This window comes from Citrobacter sp. TBCS-15, from assembly GCF_005280815.1.
In the GTDB taxonomy this organism is placed as follows: Bacteria; Pseudomonadota; Gammaproteobacteria; order Enterobacterales; family Enterobacteriaceae; genus Citrobacter; species Citrobacter werkmanii.
The window spans coordinates 655,696-675,826 of record NZ_SZWK01000102.1 but is presented as its reverse complement, the minus strand read 5'-3'; the positions used below and the strand labels follow the sequence as shown (position 1 = coordinate 675,826).

At 49.7% G+C, this 20,131-nt stretch carries 23 protein-coding genes; 15 read left to right on the top strand and 8 right to left on the bottom strand.

Translation table 11 applies throughout. The features are described from left to right. Window positions 1–66: 66 nt before the first annotated feature. Together FDW96_RS10060 and FDW96_RS10055 are read left to right on the top strand one after the other, a co-directional pair. Complete coding sequence (locus tag FDW96_RS10060) at window positions 67–1,590, top strand: cyclic diguanylate phosphodiesterase (protein ID WP_137365621.1); 1,524 nt, start codon at window positions 67–69, stop codon at window positions 1,588–1,590. A 166-nt stretch (window positions 1,591–1,756) separates the two neighbouring features. Then, window positions 1,757–1,963 carry a hypothetical protein gene (locus FDW96_RS10055; RefSeq protein ID WP_042308948.1) on the top strand — a complete coding sequence of 69 codons (207 nt, stop codon included), beginning with the start codon at window positions 1,757–1,759 and terminating at the stop codon, window positions 1,961–1,963. A gap of 128 nt (window positions 1,964–2,091) precedes the next feature. On the opposite strand, the gene FDW96_RS10050 is transcribed toward FDW96_RS10055, so the two are convergent. Together FDW96_RS10050 and FDW96_RS10045 are read right to left on the bottom strand one after the other, a co-directional pair. Then, window positions 2,092–2,382 carry a Bor family protein gene (locus FDW96_RS10050; protein ID WP_137365620.1) on the bottom strand — a complete coding sequence of 97 codons (291 nt, stop codon included), beginning with the start codon at window positions 2,380–2,382 and terminating at the stop codon, window positions 2,092–2,094. A gap of 341 nt (window positions 2,383–2,723) precedes the next feature. Continuing rightward, window positions 2,724–4,811, bottom strand: a complete 2,088-nt coding sequence (locus FDW96_RS10045) for a TonB-dependent receptor (protein ID WP_137365619.1) — start codon at window positions 4,809–4,811, stop codon at window positions 2,724–2,726. Window positions 4,812–5,240: 429 nt separating this feature from the next. Here FDW96_RS10045 and FDW96_RS10040 point away from each other — a divergent pair, with 429 nt between their 5' ends. The 10 genes from FDW96_RS10040 to FDW96_RS09995 all read left to right on the top strand — a co-directional run bounded on the left by FDW96_RS10040 (window position 5,241) and on the right by FDW96_RS09995 (window position 13,068). Beyond that, on the top strand, window positions 5,241–6,827 hold the full coding sequence (locus FDW96_RS10040) for an ABC transporter substrate-binding protein (RefSeq protein WP_137365618.1): 1,587 nt from the start codon (window positions 5,241–5,243) through the stop codon (window positions 6,825–6,827). Further along, window positions 6,827–7,801 (top strand): ABC transporter permease, encoded by a 975-nt coding sequence (locus FDW96_RS10035; protein ID WP_137365688.1) that lies wholly within the window; start codon window positions 6,827–6,829, stop codon window positions 7,799–7,801. Before FDW96_RS10040 ends, FDW96_RS10035 begins: the two co-directional genes overlap by 1 nt. Continuing rightward, window positions 7,791–8,603, top strand: coding sequence for an ABC transporter permease (locus FDW96_RS10030; protein ID WP_042308942.1), 813 nt, complete (start codon window positions 7,791–7,793; stop codon window positions 8,601–8,603). Before FDW96_RS10035 ends, FDW96_RS10030 begins: the two co-directional genes overlap by 11 nt. After that, the gene (locus tag FDW96_RS10025) at window positions 8,597–9,391 is read left to right on the top strand and encodes an ATP-binding cassette domain-containing protein (RefSeq protein WP_137365617.1); all 795 of its coding nucleotides are present in this window, start codon (window positions 8,597–8,599) and stop codon (window positions 9,389–9,391) included. Before FDW96_RS10030 ends, FDW96_RS10025 begins: the two co-directional genes overlap by 7 nt. Continuing rightward, window positions 9,375–9,965 (top strand): ATP-binding cassette domain-containing protein, encoded by a 591-nt coding sequence (locus FDW96_RS10020; protein ID WP_061381494.1) that lies wholly within the window; start codon window positions 9,375–9,377, stop codon window positions 9,963–9,965. The genes FDW96_RS10025 and FDW96_RS10020 overlap by 17 nt, the downstream gene beginning before the upstream one ends. An 88-nt stretch (window positions 9,966–10,053) precedes the next feature. Further along, window positions 10,054–10,704 (top strand): metal-binding protein ZinT, encoded by a 651-nt coding sequence (zinT, locus tag FDW96_RS10015; protein WP_042308936.1) that lies wholly within the window; start codon window positions 10,054–10,056, stop codon window positions 10,702–10,704. Between the two features lie 139 nt (window positions 10,705–10,843). Continuing rightward, entirely contained in the window at window positions 10,844–11,482 is a 639-nt protein-coding gene (gene leuE, locus FDW96_RS10010; protein ID WP_032940118.1) for a leucine efflux protein LeuE, read from the top strand. 173 nt (window positions 11,483–11,655) lie between these two features. Further along, a complete protein-coding gene (yeaR, locus tag FDW96_RS10005) occupies window positions 11,656–12,018 on the top strand; it encodes a DUF1971 domain-containing protein YeaR (protein WP_061381493.1) in 363 nt (120 codons plus the stop codon). Between the two features lie 3 nt (window positions 12,019–12,021). Next, window positions 12,022–12,204 carry a DUF1869 domain-containing protein gene (locus tag FDW96_RS10000; RefSeq protein ID WP_003832433.1) on the top strand — a complete coding sequence of 61 codons (183 nt, stop codon included), beginning with the start codon at window positions 12,022–12,024 and terminating at the stop codon, window positions 12,202–12,204. Between the two features lie 219 nt (window positions 12,205–12,423). Continuing rightward, window positions 12,424–13,068, top strand: coding sequence for a hypothetical protein (locus FDW96_RS09995; protein WP_042308932.1), 645 nt, complete (start codon window positions 12,424–12,426; stop codon window positions 13,066–13,068). A gap of 52 nt (window positions 13,069–13,120) precedes the next feature. On the opposite strand, the gene fdhF is transcribed toward FDW96_RS09995, so the two are convergent. Next, complete coding sequence (fdhF, locus tag FDW96_RS09990) at window positions 13,121–15,268, bottom strand: formate dehydrogenase subunit alpha (protein ID WP_137365616.1); 2,148 nt, start codon at window positions 15,266–15,268, stop codon at window positions 13,121–13,123. Between the two features lie 361 nt (window positions 15,269–15,629). Here fdhF and FDW96_RS09985 point away from each other — a divergent pair, with 361 nt between their 5' ends. Further along, complete coding sequence (locus FDW96_RS09985; protein ID WP_137365615.1) at window positions 15,630–15,878, top strand: GlsB/YeaQ/YmgE family stress response membrane protein; 249 nt, start codon at window positions 15,630–15,632, stop codon at window positions 15,876–15,878. A 48-nt stretch (window positions 15,879–15,926) separates the two neighbouring features. Here the strand turns inward: FDW96_RS09985 and yoaJ are convergent, their stop codons facing one another. The 3 genes from yoaJ to FDW96_RS09970 are packed head-to-tail and all read right to left on the bottom strand — an operon-like array spanning window position 15,927 to window position 17,175. Continuing rightward, on the bottom strand, window positions 15,927–16,001 hold the full coding sequence (yoaJ, locus tag FDW96_RS09980; RefSeq protein WP_137349652.1) for a protein YoaJ: 75 nt from the start codon (window positions 15,999–16,001) through the stop codon (window positions 15,927–15,929). 2 nt (window positions 16,002–16,003) lie between these two features. After that, a complete protein-coding gene (locus tag FDW96_RS09975) occupies window positions 16,004–16,102 on the bottom strand; it encodes a YoaK family small membrane protein (RefSeq protein ID WP_038640017.1) in 99 nt (32 codons plus the stop codon). Between the two features lie 47 nt (window positions 16,103–16,149). Then, a complete protein-coding gene (locus FDW96_RS09970) occupies window positions 16,150–17,175 on the bottom strand; it encodes a sensor domain-containing diguanylate cyclase (RefSeq protein ID WP_137365614.1) in 1,026 nt (341 codons plus the stop codon). Between the two features lie 186 nt (window positions 17,176–17,361). On the opposite strand from FDW96_RS09970, the gene FDW96_RS09965 reads away from it, so the two are divergent. Then, window positions 17,362–17,613 (top strand): DUF333 domain-containing protein, encoded by a 252-nt coding sequence (locus tag FDW96_RS09965; RefSeq protein ID WP_079224523.1) that lies wholly within the window; start codon window positions 17,362–17,364, stop codon window positions 17,611–17,613. 7 nt (window positions 17,614–17,620) lie between these two features. Here FDW96_RS09965 and FDW96_RS09960 read toward each other — a convergent pair whose 3' ends face one another. Next, window positions 17,621–17,968 (bottom strand): DUF488 domain-containing protein, encoded by a 348-nt coding sequence (locus FDW96_RS09960; RefSeq protein ID WP_042308923.1) that lies wholly within the window; start codon window positions 17,966–17,968, stop codon window positions 17,621–17,623. Between the two features lie 198 nt (window positions 17,969–18,166). Between FDW96_RS09960 and FDW96_RS09955 the strand changes: the two genes are divergently transcribed. Continuing rightward, on the top strand, window positions 18,167–18,874 hold the full coding sequence (locus FDW96_RS09955) for a CTP synthase (protein ID WP_042308921.1): 708 nt from the start codon (window positions 18,167–18,169) through the stop codon (window positions 18,872–18,874). Window positions 18,875–18,911: 37 nt separating this feature from the next. On the opposite strand, the gene FDW96_RS09950 is transcribed toward FDW96_RS09955, so the two are convergent. Next, a complete protein-coding gene (locus tag FDW96_RS09950; RefSeq protein WP_042308919.1) occupies window positions 18,912–20,099 on the bottom strand; it encodes a CynX/NimT family MFS transporter in 1,188 nt (395 codons plus the stop codon). Between the last annotated feature and the right edge of the window lie 32 nt (window positions 20,100–20,131).

Genomic DNA, 20,131 nt, shown 5'->3' with positions numbered 1-20,131 from the left:
TAGAGACAAACATGATTCAGTCAACGTCCGTTTTAACGTGTTCATTTTTCGCCACAGGATATAAGAATGCGCAAAGCACTGTTACCGATACTTGCTGCGATATGTCTGTTCGTAATCGGTGTTTTTATTCTCAATATGCAGCTTTGGTATTCCTCATCAATGGAAGCTCTTGGTGGGGCACGATATGCCGCGAAAAATATGGACAACATACTTAATGAAGCTTTTCAGGCAACGGGTACCGCTAAGCGCATCGCTGAAAAAAAATGCGACCTGGAGAGCCAATACCAGCTCGGAACTGAAGCTGCGCTTCGGCCCCATTTACGAACGCTGATTATTATCCGGCAAGGGAAGGTTTGGTGTACCTCACTGCCAGGTAATCGGATCTTGTTGAAACAGATACCCGTGATACCTGATACGAATTTGCTGTTGGCCTCTGCACAAAATACCGTGAATGAGATACCCGTTTTACTTTATCAGACTCATTTTCAAACAAGTAGTATCATTATCACGATAAGTGGGGTGCATATCCGGGGCGCATTGAATGTCCCATTAAAAGGACTGACCTATTCATTGCGGGTAGGCGACAAAGTGCTTGGTTCATCGACGGAAGTGAAAGTCTTCAAGGCGAGTGCGCAGCAGTCTGGTCAAGTGAATTCTGCAAAGTATCCCTTCAGCATTATTTTCGAACAGCCTCCATTATTTAGCTTAAAAAGGCTCGTCACTAATGGTCTGGGAATTCTGATTTTCATCCTGCTGATCTCGGTCGCTGTGGCTTATGCCATCGATAAATATTTGAATAAGGATGATACCCCTGAAGAAACGTTGCGCAGAGCGATAGATAAAGGGGAGATAGTGCCTTTTTATCAACCAATCGTAAATGGTCGCGATGGAACGTTACGCGGTGTCGAGGTGCTGGCCAGATGGAAGCACCCAAGGGCTGGGTATATCTCTCCGGCCTCTTTTATTCCAGTTGCCGAAAAATCAGGTCTGATAGTGCCGCTGACTCAAAGCTTGATGAGGCAGGTCGCTGCTAATATGAACTCCATCGCCAGCAAATTGTCATCCGGCTTCCATGTCGGAATTAACTTCAGCGCATCCCATATCTCTTCCCCTACGTTTGTGGAGGAGTGCCTGCGCTACAGAGACAGTTTCAGCCGTAATGATTTAAATTTGGTGATTGAGGTGACTGAACGAGAACCGTTGCATGTGGATGATGAGCTTGTGCAGAGGCTCAATACGCTTCATGAAAATGGTTTTGTCATTGCGTTAGATGATTTTGGTACAGGCTATTCTGGACTTTCTTACTTGCATGATCTGCACATTGACTATATCAAAATCGATCAGAGTTTTGTGGGACGGGTAAATGACCTGCCTGATTCAACCCGAATTTTAGATTGTGTCCTCGACCTGGCACGTAAGCTGTCATTAAGCATTGTTGCTGAAGGTGTTGAAACGAAGGCGCAGCTTGATTATCTCAACAAAAACAACATTGTTTTCCTGCAAGGCTACTACTTTTATAAACCGGTCACTTTTACTGAGTTTATTCTTATTCTGCTTTCAAAACCCAAAGTGAAGGTTTTTGTCGAATAAAATGGAAGGTATCTTGTTGATAGAAGTGAGAATGGGGAGGAATTGGTCGTAGAAAACCTGTTTTTTCTTTATCGTGAGATGAATCTCAGACTGTGTTATTCAAAGAGCATATCCTTAGTTGTGTAGCGGTTATTTGCGTTCTCACATACAGCAAACGGATAACAGTATGACAGATATAACCTTTACTAAGGGACACACTTCAAGTCGCGAAGTGACGGTAGTACATAAGAAAAAGTTGGCTGCGCGCACTAGAGTTCAGTACTCAAACCGCGATCAATTAGCTATTGCTGCAGTTCTGTTTGTAGGCGGTATCGCCGGAGCTATTGTTTTGGCAACGTACTTACTGATACTGGAAGGGATATTTCTGTACTAATTGTTTAACTGTTCTTATGTTTTATTACGGTGTTTGTTGTGTTGCTAATGCCATTTCTCAGTAATGATCAATATTATTAACCATCAGTAAAGTTAAGCAGGTATTCCTGAAAACACCTGCTTAAAATATCATTTAGAACAATATACTCTGGCTTCCCGAGGATTATAGATGCCAATCGTGATGATGCGCAAGAAAACATCCATACCAGACTCCTGAACTTCTGTACGAACAACTTTGTCTGCACCGCCGCATACAGAAGCTGCATCGATGGTTTGTGACTGGCCAATACCATTAATGAAAAAATTCTGTCTGGTTTCCTGAGAGGGTTTTTCTGCAATGCCGTTGTTGATTTTAAAGGTTTGCTGAGCGCAACCGGATAGAGCTGTTGCCGCAATAATTGCAATCATTAACTTTTTCATTTTTACCATTTTATAGTGTGGGATAGAGAGCAAATGATCTTCTTTAATGCTGCTGGTACATATCCGACCAGCACTTATGTCTGGCACTATTATGCTGACTGTTTATCTATTATTTAGTTAGATAAATGAGTAATGAATTTTCTGTTTTGACTTTGTAGAACATTAGTGATTGCTTGCGATATCAGCTTACATTTTATCAATGTCAGCATTAAAGTGGATAAAATATATGGGAGTTAATGTGTTTTTCTCGGAAACATCAATACTATATAAGAGAGATCTCGAACAGTTACGTATTTGAACAGAGCTATCAGAGATAGCCCTGCCAATAAAACATTTTAAAATTAGAACTGATAGTTTAAAGAAACCCAATAATTACGGCCTGGATTTACGTATCCAGTGGTGGATTGCGCAGTCTGATAGTAATCACCTGCATAGGTGCTATTACGGCCCACCTGGTACAGTTTAACTTCGCTGAAGTCTTTATCCAGTACGTTATTGACTGCCGTATTTAGCGTCAGGTCTTTGGTCAACTTATAAGACATTCCCATATCGAGAACGGTCCAGGCCTTTAAATCCGCGCCTTTGTCGTCATACACCGCCTTTTGTACCGCGCTGAGGTTCTCGTAATTTTCGGTAAAGCGTGGCGCCTTACCGCGATAACGGGCGCTCAACCAGGCGTTCATATCTTCTGTAGCCTGCCAGTTCAGGCGAGCGTTAGCCATATGCTTGGGGGTGTAGCTCAACGGCGCGCCTTTATTATCACCATCTTTTTGTTTGCTCTGTGTGTAGGTGTAGTTGAGGGATAAACTCAGTACGTCCGACCAGAGAGGGAAGGTGCTGGCGAATTCAATACCATCGGTCCTTGCCTTACCGCTGTTGGTATAGCTGTTGGTATTATCATCAATAGAATATGAGACAATTTTGTTTTTATATTCGGTATAGAAGCCAGTAATGTTGGCGTTAAGCCCGGCATCGTTCTCGTAATACAGCCCGGTTTCGTAGCTGATACTTTCCTCCGGTTTGAGGTCAGGGTTACCGACAGTATTAACAGTTCCTTGCGCAGTTACGCCGCTAATGCCGTTATGCAACTGGCTGAGTGAGGGCGCTTTATAACCTGTAGTAACACCGCCTTTGAGCGTCCACTCATCGGAGACATCCCAAACCATATAGGCGCGAGGACTCAGGTGGCCGCCAAACACATCATTATGCTCATAACGGGTACCTGCGGTTAACGCCAATGAGTCAAGAATATGCCATTCATCTTCCGCGTAGGCTGCCCACGTTTTTTGGTGGAACGTCTCGCCGGTATTGGCCAGTACAACACCGTCTTTCATTCGCGCATCCCAGTATTCCCCACCAAGGGTTAACAGGTGTGAGTCACCTAATGGCGTCAGCAGCACTGAGTCCAGAATGACGTTAGTGTTTTTCAGTTCACGCGCATCACCGGCGCGGCCAGCGTTTTCCGGCGTGAGTGCGGAGGAGACCAGTTGTCGGCCTTTGTTCTCGGTCTCATTCCAGCCGAGGGATGATTTCCAGGTGCCGAACGTTAAGGCGGTATCGTGGCCGAGAGTCACTTTGTTGCGCTCATAGCGCAGCGTTTTATCATAACCCCCCGTCAGGTTGCCCAACTGTCCATCGTCATTGTCATAGCGCTGTCTGGCAGAGTCGAGATCTAACCACAACGTATTGTTCTCATTGGCTTTCCAGTCCAGTCGGGTGCCGATATTATAGTTCTCAGATTCAGTAGGATAGGGTACGCGAGTAGAGGCGGTATCGCTCAAAGAGGTGACGCTTGAACCCTGGCGCTGGGTTGTGCTCCCGCGAACCTGCATATCCAGCACGCCTGCGATTAACGGACCGCTGGACCAGAAGTTGGCGACCGTGCTGTTACCCCATTTATTACTCTCTTGCAGGTTAACGCCAGTATTGATGGAGGTGCTCCATTTATCGGTGCTTTTTTTGGTGATGATATTCACTACGCCACCGATTGCGTCGGAGCCATAAAGCGTCGACATTGGGCCGCGGATCACTTCGATATGATCGATTGCCGCCAGCGGTGGCATAAAGCTGGTATTCATGGCAGAGAAGCCGTTTGGCGTTACATCGCTGCTGCCGTTTTGACGAATACCGTCAATCAGTATCAGGGTATAGCTCGCAGGCATACCACGGATGCTGATCTCCAGACCACCGGTTTTACCGGTGCTGCTTTCAACATCCACGCCCTCTACTGAACGCAAGGCTTCACCTAAGTCATTATATTTATTGGTTTGTAATTCTTGCTGCGAAATTACGGAAACACTGGCTGCTGCGTTGGTAATTTTCTTTTCGTAACCGGAGGCGGTGACGACCATTACATCTTCAGCAAAAACCAGGGGGCTGGTGAAACCCAGACAGGACAGAACGACAGAGGCAACAGGTTTTAAACGCATAGTCAAACTTCCTTTGTTAAAATTCAAAGGCAGTAAGATAATTGATGGAAATGATAATACAAATGATTATCATTACAAATTTACATAACTTGTCACTTCTGGTGTTTTTCTTGAATAAATATACATAAATTGTCATTAATTTAGCGCAAGGGAATGGTAGGGATTACAATAGTCTCCATGGGAAACTATTGGATATAAATTAATATGTTAATGAATAAATCGCTAAATTTTAAACTGTTTCTGGGATTCATATCGTACTCATAACGGAGTATCAGAAAAAAGTATGATAATTTTAGAAAATCGTCATACTTTTCTGCGCCGCATCATTTTTTTCGCCAATTCTCTTCGCCATAATCCCTTTCCCAGGAGACTGCTTAACGACAAGGCATCGTTAAGCGGCATATACATAACGCAAATCTGGATAAAATAATGATCAAAGGCAAGCTGGCACTCCTGACGTGTGCATTGACTCTCGCATTAACCTCACCACTCCTCGCCGCGCAGAATGCGGACGCAGGTCAGACGTTAAAACTGGCGATTGGACCAGAGCCAACGGAAGGGTTTGACCCGATGTTGGGCTGGAGTCATGGCAGCTATTTGCTTTTGCATGCACCGTTATTAAAACAAAATGCAGATATGAGCTGGGGAAACCTGCTGACGGAGAAGGTGGTGACCAGCGCTGATGGCAAAACCTGGACGCTGACGCTAAAACCTGACCTTAAATTTTCTGATGGTTCGCCGCTAACCGCTGAAGATGTTGTGTTCACCTATAACAAAGCAGCAAAAAGCGGTGGGAAAATTGACATGGGGAACTTCGCTCATGCCAGTTTGAAAGATAACCGCACGGTAGAAGTGACACTGAGTAACCCGCAGAGCACCTTTGTGAATGTGCTGGGATCTTTAGGCATTGTTCCGGCAAAGCTATATAACGAAAAAACATTCGCCAAACATCCGATTGGTGCAGGTCCTTATCGGTTGGTGAGTTTCCAACCCGGGCAGCAACTGATTGTGGAGGCTAACCCCTGGTATGCCGGTAAGAAAAATGATTTCAGCAAGCTGGTGTTTGTTTTCCTTGATGAAGATAACGCTTATGTCGCAGCGCGCAGTGGGCAATTGGGATTAGTACGTATTGCGCCTTCGATGGCGGTCGCCCCTCAGCAGCAGAATTTGAAACTGTGGGTGCGTAACAGCGTGGAGAACCGGGGCATTGTGTTCCCGATGATTCCTGCAGGTAAAAAAGACGCCAATGGTTATCCAATTGGTAACGATATCACAGCCGATGTCGCGATCAGACGCGCCATCAATTACGCCATTGATCGTAAGCAGCTCGCCGTGCAGGTTATGGAAGGTCATGCGATCCCCGCCTATAGCGCGGTTCAGGGCCTGCCGTGGCAGGGGCAGTCAGTCGCGTTCAAAGATGGCGACAGCGAAAAAGCACGAATGATTCTGGAGGAAGCTGGCTGGAAAGTGGGGAAAGACGGTGTACGAGTGAAAGAGGGCAAAGAGGCGCGCCTGACTTTATGGTATGCCAGCGGTGACAGTACCCGCCGGGATTTAGCCGAAGCAGTCCGTGCGATGCTGGAGCCTGTGGGTATCCAGGTATCATTGCAATCCGGAAGCTGGGAAACCGTTGAGCGTCATATGCATGCCAACCCGACGCTGTTTGGTTGGGGAAGCCTGGATCCCATGGAGCTGTTCCATCATTACAGCAATCAGGCTGCGGGCGTGGAGTATTACAATCCCGGTTACTACAGTAATTCTGTCGTTGAAGAGCATCTCAAACAGGCTATTGATGCACCGGACTGGCAAAAAGCGCTGCCTTTCTGGCAACAGGTTGAGTGGGATGGCAAGCAAGGCGCTGGTGTACAGGGCGATGCCGCATGGGCATGGTTATTGAATATTCAGCACACTTACCTGGCAAATCCATGTATTGACTTAGGCAAAGGCGCACCGGAAATTCACGGGAGCTGGTCACTGCTCAATAATCTGGATGAATGGACCTGGACCTGCCGTTGATGAAGTCTGTAGTGGGCCATTTTCTCCGGCTGATAGTGTTATTAGTGCTGGTTGCGGCTGGCACTTTTGTGCTGCTCAGCTTTTCTCCGGTCGATCCGATTCGCGCCTATATCGGCAACGATCTCCTGCACGTGCCGCCGGAACAATATGCGCGTATCGCCGCTCGCTGGGGATTGGACCAGCCACTGTGGGAGCGTTTTGGTAGCTGGTTTCTACGTGTATTGCAGGGCGATCTCGGCTACTCGATGTTGTTTAATGCGCCGGTTGCCAGCGTGATCAAGGAGCGCTTTGCTACCTCGTTTGCGCTGCTTAGCGGCGCATGGCTGCTCTCCGGTATAGTGGGGACGGCAATGGGATTTGTCGCCGGACGCTACCTGAATCGCTGGCCGGATAAAGCAATTTGTCGCCTCAGCTATCTGCTTTCCTCGTTGCCGACCTTCTGGATTGGCATGCTGCTGCTGGCATTATTTGCCGTTCGTTGGCCGGTATTCCCGGTATGCTGTGCGTGGGAGCCGGGCAACAACAGTGATATGGCGACACTAACCGAGCGTCTGCGCCATCTGGTGCTTCCTGTTTGCGCGCTAAGTTTGCTGGGGCTGGGGCAGATTACGCTTCATACGCGGGAAAGTATCGCCAGCGTCATGAAGAGCGAATTTGTCCGTTTTGCGCGCTCTCAGGGTGACAAAGGTTGGTCGCTGTTGCGCCATCAGGTTCTGCGCCACGCTATCACGCCCGCGCTGTGCCTGCAGTTCGCCTCGCTGGGAGAACTGTTGGGGGGCGCACTGCTGGCAGAAAAGGTTTTTGCTTATCCCGGGCTTGGGCAGGCGACCATTGATGCCGGATTGCGGGGCGATCTACCGTTACTCATGGGGATCGTCTTATTTAGCACCGTGCTGGTTTTCATTGGCAATTCACTTTCTACCTGGTTTGTTCATGTGTTGAACCGTGCTCTGGAGCGACCCGATGCTCTATAATCCGACGCCGACGCTTATTCGTCTGGTGCTCTCTTTTAGCTGCCTGCTAATCATTGCGGTGTATGGCGCAGCCACGCTGGACAACCCGTTGAGCGTGAATTTACTTGCCCGTCATCTGCCCCCCGATGCGCTGTACTGGTTCGGTACCGATAACCTCGGTCGCGATCTGTGGGTGCGTTGCTTTCAGGGGGCATTAACCAGTCTGCAAATTGGTATTGGAGCGGCCTTGTGCAGCGGCTTCATTGCGTTAATTATGGCGGCGGTTTCGCGCCTGCATCCTCGACTAGACGTGCTTATGCGTCTGATAACTGATGCCATGCTGTCGATGCCGCATCTGCTGCTGCTTATTTTGATTTGTTTTACGCTGGGCGGCGGGAAAAGTGGGGTGATCATGGCGGTGGCGCTAACCCACTGGCCGCGCCTCGCATTGATTCTGCGTGCTGAGGCCGAGCGCGTTGCCCATAGCGATTATCTGACGCTGACATGGCGTCTGGGACATGGTCATTTTTACTGCTGGCGACATCACTATCTACCGGCATTGTTACCCCAATGGCTCACGGGGACATTGCTGATGTTTCCCCATGCGGTGCTGCACAGCGCGGCGTTGAGTTTCCTTGGTTTTGGACTAGCGCCGCATGAACCCTCGTTGGGCCTGCTGCTGGCGGATGCTCTGCGGTTCATCAGTCATGGCGACTGGTGGTTAGTGTTGTTTCCGGGGCTGATGTTATTCAGCCTGGTGATGTTATTCGATCAGCTCGCGAGGGCAGTGCATCGTTTATGGTTGCGAGGTGACATATGTTGAGTTTGAAACAGGTCTCGCTGGACGTGGCGCGTTATCGTTGGTTCGGCGCGAGAAAATGGTCTCCGCTGTTGCAGGATATCTCTTTCGACGTTGCACCCGGCCAGATGGTGGCGTTAGTTGGGGGAAGCGGTGAAGGGAAAAGTTTGCTCCTGCAATGTCTGCTCGATCTTTTACCGGAAAATTTGCGCCTGCACGGTGCAATAACCCTTGATGGCAAAATGCTGAACAGTCAAGACATCCGCGAATGTCGAGGCAATACCTTCAGCTATGTCCCGCAAGGCGTTCAGGCCCTGAATCCGCTGCTCTCAATTGAAAAGCATTTACGTAGAGCAAGTCAGCTCTCCGGCCAAACCTGGAATGCCGGAATAATAGAAAAATTGCTTCAGCGTAGTCAACTGGAAACCAGCGTATTAGATGCCTTCCCGCGTCAGCTTTCGGGCGGTATGGCGAAACGTGTTCTGGCCTGTCACGCGTCGTTGAGTCAGGCCCGCTATATTTTGGCTGACGAAATTACCGCCTGGCTTGATGCGCCATTGGCTAATCAACTGCTTGAGCAGTTGCGTGGTTTATGTGAACAGGGGGCTGGTGTTTTATGGGTAACGCACGATCTCACGCTGGCGGCCCGCCATGCGGATCGCATCGTCGCGCTGCACCAGGGAAGCGTGTCGGATAACGTTAGTCGTGAACAGCTGTTGCGCGGGGAAATTAGCGAGCATCTGCAACGTCAATGGCAGGCTCTGCCTGAGAGAAATCAATTGTTTGGAGTGCGGGATGCTGTGCTGTCGTGATGTCGTGATTCGTCAGGGAGGGAAGGTGCTGTGGCAAAACCTTTCTTTCTCATTGCACTCCGGTGAACGTATTGGGATTTGTGCGCCCAGCGGAACCGGCAAAACGACGTTGGGACGTGTGCTGGCGGGCTGGCAAAAGCCGACCTCGGGCGACATTCTTATCGATGACCAGCCGCTACCGACGCATCAATATTGCACGGTGCAACTGGTACCGCAGCATCCGGAATTAACCTTTAACCCACGGCGTAGCACCGGTGATGCGGTTCATGACGCCTGGCGGCCTGGCGCAGAAATCCTTACCCGCCTGCATATCAAACCGGAATGGTTAACCCGTCGCCCTGGCCAGCTTTCTGGTGGTGAACTGGCGCGAATCGCCATACTTCGTGCGCTGGACCCGCGTACCCGTTTTCTTATTGCCGATGAGATTACCGCCCAGCTCGATCCTTCCATTCAAAGAGATATCTGGGTACTGCTGCTCGAAGAATGCCAGCGTCGACCATTAGGCATGCTGATTATCAGCCATCAGCAGGCGCTGCTTGATCAGATCTGCACGCGGACGCTGCTTACGCCGTAATTTTACCCGTTCTGGTAAGTAACGATATTGATTAAATTGTGATGTTATATTATAACATTTCACTCGCAAATGATTTGAGGGTGAAATTTTGGCTATTCATTTTAAAAAACTGGCAATCGCTCTGGGGATGCTTTTAGCCAGTGGTCAGGTTTTGGCTCACGGTCACCATTCCCATGGTGTTCCAATGAGTGAAACAGAAAAAAAGGCGTCAGAAGGTGTGTTTGATGATAATCAGGTACAGAACAGAGCGCTAACCGACTGGGATGGCATGTGGCAATCTGTCTATCCCTACCTGGTCAGTGGCGAGCTTGATCCGGTATTCAAAAAGAAAGCGGAGAAAGATAAAAGCAAAACGGCAGAACAGATTAAAGATTATTACCGTCAAGGCTATGCAACTAACGTAGACACCATCGGTATTGAAAACGGTGTGATGGAATTTCATACCGGTAATCAGGTTACATCATGCAAATACGACTATGCCGGATATAAAATCTTGCACTACAAATCAGGCAAGAAAGGTGTACGTTATTTGTTTGAGTGTAAAACTGCTGATAGCAAAGCGCCTAAATACGTCCAGTTCAGCGATCATATAATTGCTCCGCGCAAGTCAAGCCACTTCCATATTTTTATGGGAAATACCTCGCAGGCAGCCTTGCTCGAAGAGATGGAGAACTGGCCTACCTACTATCCTTATCAGTTGAAAGGTGAAGAGGTGGTGGATGAGATGCTGCACCATTAATCCGGACTAAGTTTATCTGTACATACCCGCCGTCCGTGGCGGGTATTTTAATTAACAACCTTCTCTTTCCATCCCCCTGCGCATTCGTTAGCATATTGTCTTGCAGCAAGTGCATGTGTTTTTTCAGGAAGAGGTTAACGTGTTTGCAGAGTATGGAGTTCTGAATTACTGGACATACCTGGTGGGAGCTATTTTTATCGTGCTGGTTCCGGGGCCAAATACGATATTTGTGTTGAAGAATAGCGTCGGTCGGGGTGTGAAGGGCGGTTATCTCGCCGCAAGCGGTGTGTTTATCGGTGATGCTGTGTTGATGTTTTTGGCCTATGCCGGTGTTGCCGCCTTGATCAAAACCACGCCTGTTTTGTTTAATATCGTTCGTTATCTCGGCGCTTTTTATCTGCTGTATCTCGGTGCGAAGATCCTGTACGCAACACTGAAATCGAAGGCGAGCGACGCCGCGGCTGAGGAAGTCCCGTTTGGCGCCATTTTTAAGCGCGCCTTAATTCTGAGCCTGACTAACCCAAAAGCTATCCTGTTTTATGTTTCGTTCTTCGTGCAGTTCATTGATGTCAATGCGCCGCACTCAGGGCTGTCATTCTTTATTCTGGCCATTACGCTTGAGATCGTGAGCTTTTTCTACTTAAGCTTCCTTATTTTCTCCGGCGCGTTTGTGACCCAGTACATTCGCACCAAGAAGAAGTTGGCTAAGGTGGGTAACTCTCTTATAGGTCTGATTTTCGTTGGTTTTGCTGCCCGTCTGGCGACGCTTCAGTCGTAATCATTGTCCCGCTGAATATGGCGGGCTTCAATTTTTAGCTTTTCTTCCCCACGCATATCAGCTGCTGGTTATAACCAATAAATGGTATTTTAAATGTATATTTTGAAGCGTACTCTGTGCACAGCAGCGGTTGAATAAGACTCGCTGGTTGTTGACTGGAAAAGGGAAGAAAAATGCTTCAAATTCCACAGAATCATATCCATACACGCTCAACTCCGTTCTGGAACAAAGAAACTGCACCTGCCGGAATTTTCGAACGCCACCTTGATAAAGGCACCCGTGCCGGGGTTTATCCTCGACTGTCAGTTATGCAGGGGGCGGTTAAATATCTCGGCTACGCAGATGAACACAGCCTGGAGCCTGTAGAGGTGATGGTTATTGAAGCCGGTCAGTTTGGCGTTTTCCCGCCGGAAAAATGGCATAACATCGAAGTGATGACCGACGACACTTACTTTAATATCGATTTTTTCGTTGCCCCTGAAGTGTTGATGGAGAGTGCAAATCAACGAAAAGTCGTGCGCACTGGCAAGGAGTAAATCATGGGCAAAGCAACCTACACCGTCACAGTAACCAATAACAGCAATGGTGTGTCTGTCGATTACGAGACCGAAGCGCCGATGACATTATTGGTTCCGGATGTCGCGGCAGAAGTGGTCAAAGACCTGGTCAATACCGTCCGTTCATATGATACCGAAAATGAGCATGAAGTCTGCGGGTGGTAGGGCTTTAACTTCTGCTACCGTTTGAACTAATTGATTTTTAAATTGAAAACCGCACGGCGTTTTGATAGCGCAGGGCGGTTTTTTTATTTGAGTCGAATAGATCGCGGTCCGGAAAAAGATTTCTTAAGAATACCTTAAGAAATTCGCATCGTTTGCTAATAGTTAATCATTCATAGGGGTTATGATCGCAAAATAGTAACAATACAGAACTTTGCGCTTATGAAATTGAATACCCGACTTACATTATCCGCATTCATTCTTGGACTTGTCCTCGTAGCAATCCCGTTCACTGCGAACTGGCATCTTCCTCTGCTCAATGGCGCGGTCGTCACATGGATTGAAAATGGCCAGGCGCTATGGTTATTGTTTGGTGCAGTATTTACTCTCTGCTACATCCGGCCTTTATCACGTCCTGCAGGCGAGAAGCAATTTTGGCTTTGGGCGGCAGTATGGTGGTTGGTATTGCTGGGCCGAAGCACCAGTTGGGGCCGTGATTACTTCCCGGAGCATCCTAAACTGCTGTTCAGAGCTATCTCAGTCGTGTTAATTGCGATGATTATTCTGCCGGTCCTGCTGTCGAAGAACTTACGCCAGGATATTGCCCGGCGCTTGCGCAATGAACCGCTACCGCTGTGGCTACTTGCGATCACCGTCTGCGCATTTTTGATATCCGATACAGTGGAGCATCATCGCCTGCTGGCGCCTGTCTTTTTGCATAATGCCAGTTACGGCGATTTGATTGAAGAATTGTACGAACTGCCGTTTATGGCGGGATTGTTTCTGATGAACCTCGGTTTTATGCAACGGGATAAACAGCACGAGTCTGCCGCTATTCGTTTCAGTGAACCGCAACTGGCGAAGTAGTTGGATAAAGCCTGAGTCTGGAAGGCCAGACTCAGGCGGTCAGGGCGATACTTTACGCAATGGCCTCACATAAGCGTGATTTCATTTCGCTGTACGTTTGTGCGGCATACTTCTCCGCCCATCCCTGATCGGTAATGTGCTCAATTTTGACAGCACAATATTTGGTTTCCGGCGTTTTCGAGATCGGATCAAGGTTATCCTGTGTTAACTCGTTACACGCGCCAATCCACCATTGATAGGTCATATACACTGTTCCGGCATTAATACGCTCGGAGACATCCGCACGGCTGATGACCTTGCCTCGGCGCGAGCTTACCCACACCAGGTCACGATGACGGATGCCCAGTTTTTCTGCATCATCGGTGTTGATTTGAACATATCCTGGCTCATCTGCCAGCGCCTGTAATGCCGCGCAGTTGCCGGTCATCGAGCGGCAGGAGTAGTGCCCAACTTCACGCACGGTACACAATACCAGCGGATAGTTCTCATCAGGGACTTCAGCAGGAGCGCGCCACGGCGCGGCAAACAGTTTGCCTTTGCCATTAGCGGTATCAAACTGGCTGTGTGCATAAAGATACGGTGTTCCTGGGTGATCGAGATCCGGACAAGGCCACTGAACATGGCCCATTTGACCCATTTTCTCATAGGTTACGCCATAGAACAGCGGGCACAGTTCGCGCATTTCATCCCAGATTTGTTGGTTATTTTGATACTGCATCGGGTAGCCCATTTCGCTGGCCAACAGACTGATAATTTCCCAGTCACGTTTTACATCCCCGCTGGGTTCAATCGCTTTCTCGAAACGTTGGAAGCCACGATCGGCGCAGGTAAAGACGCCACCGTGTTCGCCCCATGATGTTGCCGGCAACAGGACGTCGGCCATCTCTGCCGTTTTGGTCATGAAGATATCCTGCACGACGATAAAATCGAGCGCGTTAAATCCTTCCCGGACCAGCCCCAAATCAGCCTCGGTTTGCAGCGGATCCTCGCCCATGATGTAGTAGGCTTTGATTTTGCCCTCAATCGCCAGATGCGGAACTTCGGTGATGCGCGTTCCGACCTTGTCATCCATCTGATTAACGTCAATCCCCCAGGCGGTGGCGAATTTCTCCCTGACGGCAAAATCGGTCACGTCCTGATACCCCGGAAACTGGTTAGGCAGTACGCCCATATCACATGCGCCCTGCACGTTATTTTGCCCGCGTACCGGGCCAACACCGACATTTGGACGTCCCAGATTCCCGGTCAGTAAGGCCAGGCTCGACAGTCCACGCACCACATCAACGGCCTGGCCAAACTGCGTGACGCCCATCCCCCACATCACGGTTGCCGATGGTGCTGCCGCAAATGTACGCATCGCCTGACGAACCTGTTGTGCAGGGACGCCGGTTAAATGTTCTACGGCTTCGGGGGCATAGTCCTTAACGGTTTCCCAGTATGTTTCCAGACCTTCGGCATGCTTATGCACGTACTCGCGATCGTAAAGCTGCTCTTCAATAAGCACATGGCCAAAAGCGTTGACCAGCGCCATGTTGCAGCCATTTTTTAACTGCAAATGCTGATCGGCGATACGGGCGGTTTCAATACGGCGAGGGTCGCAAACAATGATTTTCGCGCCGTTCTGACGAGCTTTAATCACCCGACGGGCCACTATGGGGTGTGAGTCCGCGCAGTTATAACCAAAGATGAGCAGGCATTTTGAGTTTTCAATGTCGCTGATGGAGTTGCTCATTGCGCCATTGCCCAGCGTTTCCTGTAGACCCGCAACGGAAGGGCCGTGACAGACGCGGGCACAGCAGTCGACATTGTTGGTGTTGAGCACCCCACGGGCGAATTTTTGCATCACGTAGTTGGTCTCATTGCCTGTTCCCCGGGAGGAACCTGTCGTCATGATGGCGCGAGGACCATAGGTATTTTTGATTTCAGATAAGCGTTTAGCGGTGTAACGAATGGCCTCATCCCAGCTAACGGGAGTGAATTTTCCCCCTTTTTCATAACGGATCATCGGGCGAGTCAGACGGGGAGTCAGAAGGCGGGTGTCGTTCAGAAAGTCCCAACCATAATAGCCTTTCAGGCATAACTGATTTTGGTTCGTTACACCCTCAGCGGCTTCGGCGCGGATGATTTTGTTATTTTCAACAACAAGCTTGAGCTTGCACCCGGCCCCACAGTATGGGCATACACTGGTGATTTTTTTCATCAATAACAGACCTGTTAAATGCTGAAATAGCGCGAATTGTAGACGAAGCCACGTGAATAGATATCACGGGCTACGATGTGTCGTAGTGACGGGCTGTTAAAGCATAAAGCATGCCAAAGATGAAAACCCAGCATTGGCAGGGGTGCTGCCCAAGGAGCAGAGAGGAATGACTGTCGATTCGTCACTATTGACGAGAAGCGTCAAAAATATCACCGTTTTGACGCTGGGCTAACTCCATGAAACATCGGAAAAAGATGAAAAACACAGGTGATACCGATCACAAATTTTAATTTTTCAGCGCTATGCTATGCTTTTATACAACGAGTCAATCGTTAACCTAAAAGCATAAGTGAGGAAAATAATGGGCATTCTTTCATGGGTAATTTTCGGTCTTATCGCGGGGATTTTGGCAAAATGGATTATGCCGGGTAAAGATGGCGGCGGATTCTTTATGACCATTATCTTAGGGGTTGTTGGTGCGATGGTTGGCGGCTGGATCAGTACCTTCTTTGGCTTTGGTAAAGTTGATGGCTTCAACTTCGGTAGTTTCGTCGTAGCGGTTATCGGCGCGATCGTGGTGTTGTTTATCTACAGAAAGATCAAAAGCTAACTATATATACAGAGATGAAAGGCCACTGAAGTGTGGCCTTTTTATTGGTTACCACCAGCCTAGTTCCGTACCCAGAACCACGATGATAGCCACGCAAATCATAATGAGCGTTGTTTTTTTCATCGTTATGCACCCGGCGCAGCGTAGCCGCCAACAAAAAACCAGGATAAGAAAACGACAGCGGAAATAAAAATGATGACGGGGAAAATAATACCGAGTCGCATAGGATTATCTGCCAGAGTTATTTAAAGACGAGCCAGCATAGCAGGGCTTAATGTACGACAAAAGTGGTTTTATCCTGCCGCTTTTTATCTTTGTACATGGCGCTGTCTGCCAAGTGGAGCGCGCAGTTTACATCGGTCTCATGCGGATCAATTTCCACCACGCCCAGACTGGCTCCAGGATAAAACAGATGGACGCTGCCCAAGTGATAGTCGCCACAAATTCGCTGTTGCAGCTGATTTTTCACCTTTTGCAGACGCTCGCATCGATCGCTTTCACTTTCCGGCGACAGGCTAACGACTAAAAATTCGTCACCGCCCAGTCGACCAAGGATATCATTGTCGCCGCATTCGTGGAGCAGACGCTGTCCTATCTGGATCAGGAACTGGTCGCCAACCTCATGACCAAAACGGTCATTAATCAGTTTAAAATCATCCAAATCAATATAGGCAACGACGACCTTCTGCCGAAGATGTCGGGCAAGCGAAAATAGGGTTTCAACATTTTCAAAAATCGAGCGCCGGTTCGGTAACCCGGTCAGCGCATCGGTGTAGGAATGAGCAATCAGCGCGGCGTTGGCTTCGCGTAACTGAGCGACCAGCGACTCTTTTTGAATAGACTGGGCGATCAGTCCTGCAAACAGATGCAGCACCTGTTCACCTCGCTCGCTCAATGCCTGCTGGCGGCGACTGGTGGCGCAGAGCGTACCGTAAAACGTTCCATCCGGAAGATGAACAGGCGTGCTCAGAAACGTGGTGATTTCCAGCGCGCGGGCTGCGCTGCATTCCGGCCAGCGTGCGGGCACGTTGTCGCTGTACAGGCAGTTATCCTCGATGGCGCGTTTGCATAGCGTCTCATCCCACGGGACGGATAGCCCTTCCGGGATCTGCATTTGTTTGCTATTGCGCGCGTACAAAATATGCTGCAGGCGAGCATCTAAATCGACTTTGGTTAAATAGGTTGATTCCATCTCTGTCACCACCTCCAGCATCTCCAGAAGTTGCCGAACCAGACTCTCAACAGTCTGCTCCGTGGCTAAGGATTGTGAGACTCTGGCGAGGATCATGTCCGACATGAGGTGTAAATACTCCTGAGTAATGACAAGGCTGGTGTTGTCCGCATGATAGAACATCAAGGTGTAAGATGAAACAAGCTATCCAGCTCAGAATGTAAACATAAAATGGATAGTTAGCAGGAAAACATGGAGATAGATGGAAAGTCGGGGTAACCTGCCAAAATAAGATTTTTAACAGGAGTAGATATGAAACTGGCGTTTGTTGTTTTGCCCGGCATGCTGGTGCTGGCAGGGTGTAGTACCCCGCAACCAGAAGCGCCAATGCCACCGAAAATTGGCATGGCGAATCCGGCATCGGTGTATTGCGAACAAAAGGGCGGCTCGCTGATTGCGATACAGACTCCGCAAGGGGTAAGGTCTGACTGCAAACTCCCCGGAGGGGAAACGATCGATGAATGGGAACTCTGGCGTAGAGACCATCCGGCAGCGGGGAAGTGATCTGCTGTTAGTATTGACGTAGCCATTCAGCCAGTACCAGCGCGTGGTTTTGCTGAGTATTCTTCGCCGCATACAGTAGCGTTAAGGTTTGCTGCCGGGCAATCTCTGCGAGACGCTTTCCTTCCTGCTGCTGTTGGGCCAGTTCGGTACGGTACTGCTGAGAGAAGTGCGCAAAATCAATCAGTTCTGCGTGAAATGCTTTACGTAAATCTGATGACGGCGTCAGCGCTTTATTCCATTCATTGAAAGCAAGATCAGTCTTTTTTATCCCACGTGGCCACAACCGGTCGACTAGGACGCGATAACCATCGCTTGCTTCTGCCGGGTCATACACGCGTTTACACTGAATATTCATCTCTTCATCCGCTCTGTTAAGCTGCCGCTTTGCTATTTAACATCATTTTTATTACGGTTAAATAAGATCCTAAAACGTGACCATTATAGCATTTTGCCAGCCTGGACTCCCAATTTAAGGGATTGTGATACCGATGAAAAGTCGGTAGGCTGAGGCTCCTTATGTTGTCCCTCATTGTCTGGACATAAGGAAACCTTAATGGACATTTCCCCGATAAAAGATACGCTTCGCATTGCGCTGGTGGGCGATTACAACCCCGATATTGTGGCGCACCAGGCTATTCCCCTTGCTATTGATGATGCTGCTGCCGTGCTGGAGTTGGTGGCTGATTATGACTGGCTAACCACTTCTGATATCAATAGCAGCGAAGATCTGATTGGCTACGATGCCATCTGGGTCGTGCCAGGCAGCCCCTATCGACACCCAGAAGGTGCGCTGATTGCGATACGCTACGCACGCGAAAACAGCATTCCATTTTTAGGCACCTGTGGTGGTTTCCAACACGCCATACTGGAGTATGCCCGTAACGTGCTGGGCTGGAGCGATGCCGCGCATGCCGAAACGGATACCACTGGGCGAATGGTGATCGCGCCGTTGACCTGCTCGTTGGTAGAAAAAACGGATGATATTGAGCTCCGGGCCAATACGCTGATTGCGAAAGCCTATGGACGCGATGCTATCTCTGAGGGGTATCACTGCAACTATGGTGTGTCGGACGCTTTTGCCGCCGAGCTTGAGAGCGGCGATCTCCGGGTGACCGGTTGGGATGATGCCGGAGATATTCGCGCCATTGAACTGGTAACGCATCCTTTTTTTGTTGGCACACTCTTTCAGCATGAACGTGGCGCGCTGGCGGGTAAACCCGTGCCGTTAGTCCAGGCGATGCTCCGCGCCGCGCGGGGATAAAATGTAGGGCAGGAGGTTAGCTAACCTGCCCGCTACATTATGCGTTCGCGATCTCCCGATCGCGCCCTGCGCACAGACCAAACACGGCCATCAGCACCGCTAACCCGGCGACACCCGCTAATGGAATCAGCCAGCTACCGTTGAGGTCGTGAATTTTACCCATCAACGGTGGCCCGCAGGCGGCCAGTAAATACCCGACAGACTGCGCCATTCCGGACAACGCCGCGGCCTGATGTGCAGAGCTTGCGCGCAGGCCAATGAAGGTCAAGCCGAGGATCATGGTCGCACCTGAGCCAAAGCCAAACAGAATGGTCCACAGCAAAGCCTGATCGGGCATTATGGCGAATCCCGCCGCGCCAACGGCGCACATTACCGAAACCAGGGCGGCGATGGCTCGCTGATCCTTGAATCTGTTCAGGACGAGGGGAATCAATAACCCTGGCGCGGCGGTCGCCAGTTGCAGTAAACCGTGCAATGAACCGGCCTGCGCCTCGCTGTAACCGTGGCTGATTAAAATGGCGGGCAACCAGCCGATGATCACGTAATAGATAAGTGAGTTGATTCCCAGAAACAGGGTCACCTGCCAGGCGAGGCTGGAGCGCCAGATTGCACGGGAATGTAATGCGCGTGAGTTACTCAGGCTGGCATTGGTCGTCTGACGGCATTGGGGTAACCAGATAACCAGCGCCAGCAGCGGAAAAACCATCAACACCATCAGTGCGCCCCGCCAGCCAAATCCATTTAACGCCAGCGGAACAACCATGGCTGAACCCAGCGCCGCCGCTGCGCCCATGGTCAGCGAGTATGCGCCAGTAAGTTTTGCCACATGCTGGGCATAATCACGCTTTATCAGCCCCGGCAACAGGACATTGCCCAGGGCGATTCCGCACCCGATGATAGCGGTACCGATAAACAGCAATCCCGGTGAGGGCAGCGAGCGTATCGTAATACCTGCGCAAATCAGCAGCATAGCGGCAAACAGGCTGCGTTCGATGCCCCAGCGGCGCGCAACGGCTGCGGCCAGAGGGGATACCAGCGCGAAGGCCAGCAGCGGAAGGGTGGTCAACAGTCCCGTTTGGGCGGTACTCAGACCGTAGTCGGCACGAATTGCATCTAATAGCGGGGCGGCACCGGTAAAGGTAACGCGCAGCGTGGTGGCAATCATCAGGATACCCGCGATCAGCAAAGCAGCGTTTTTACCGCGGGAAGAAGGCGTATTTATCATTTTTTCCTCATCTTGTCAGGCGAGGCGATACC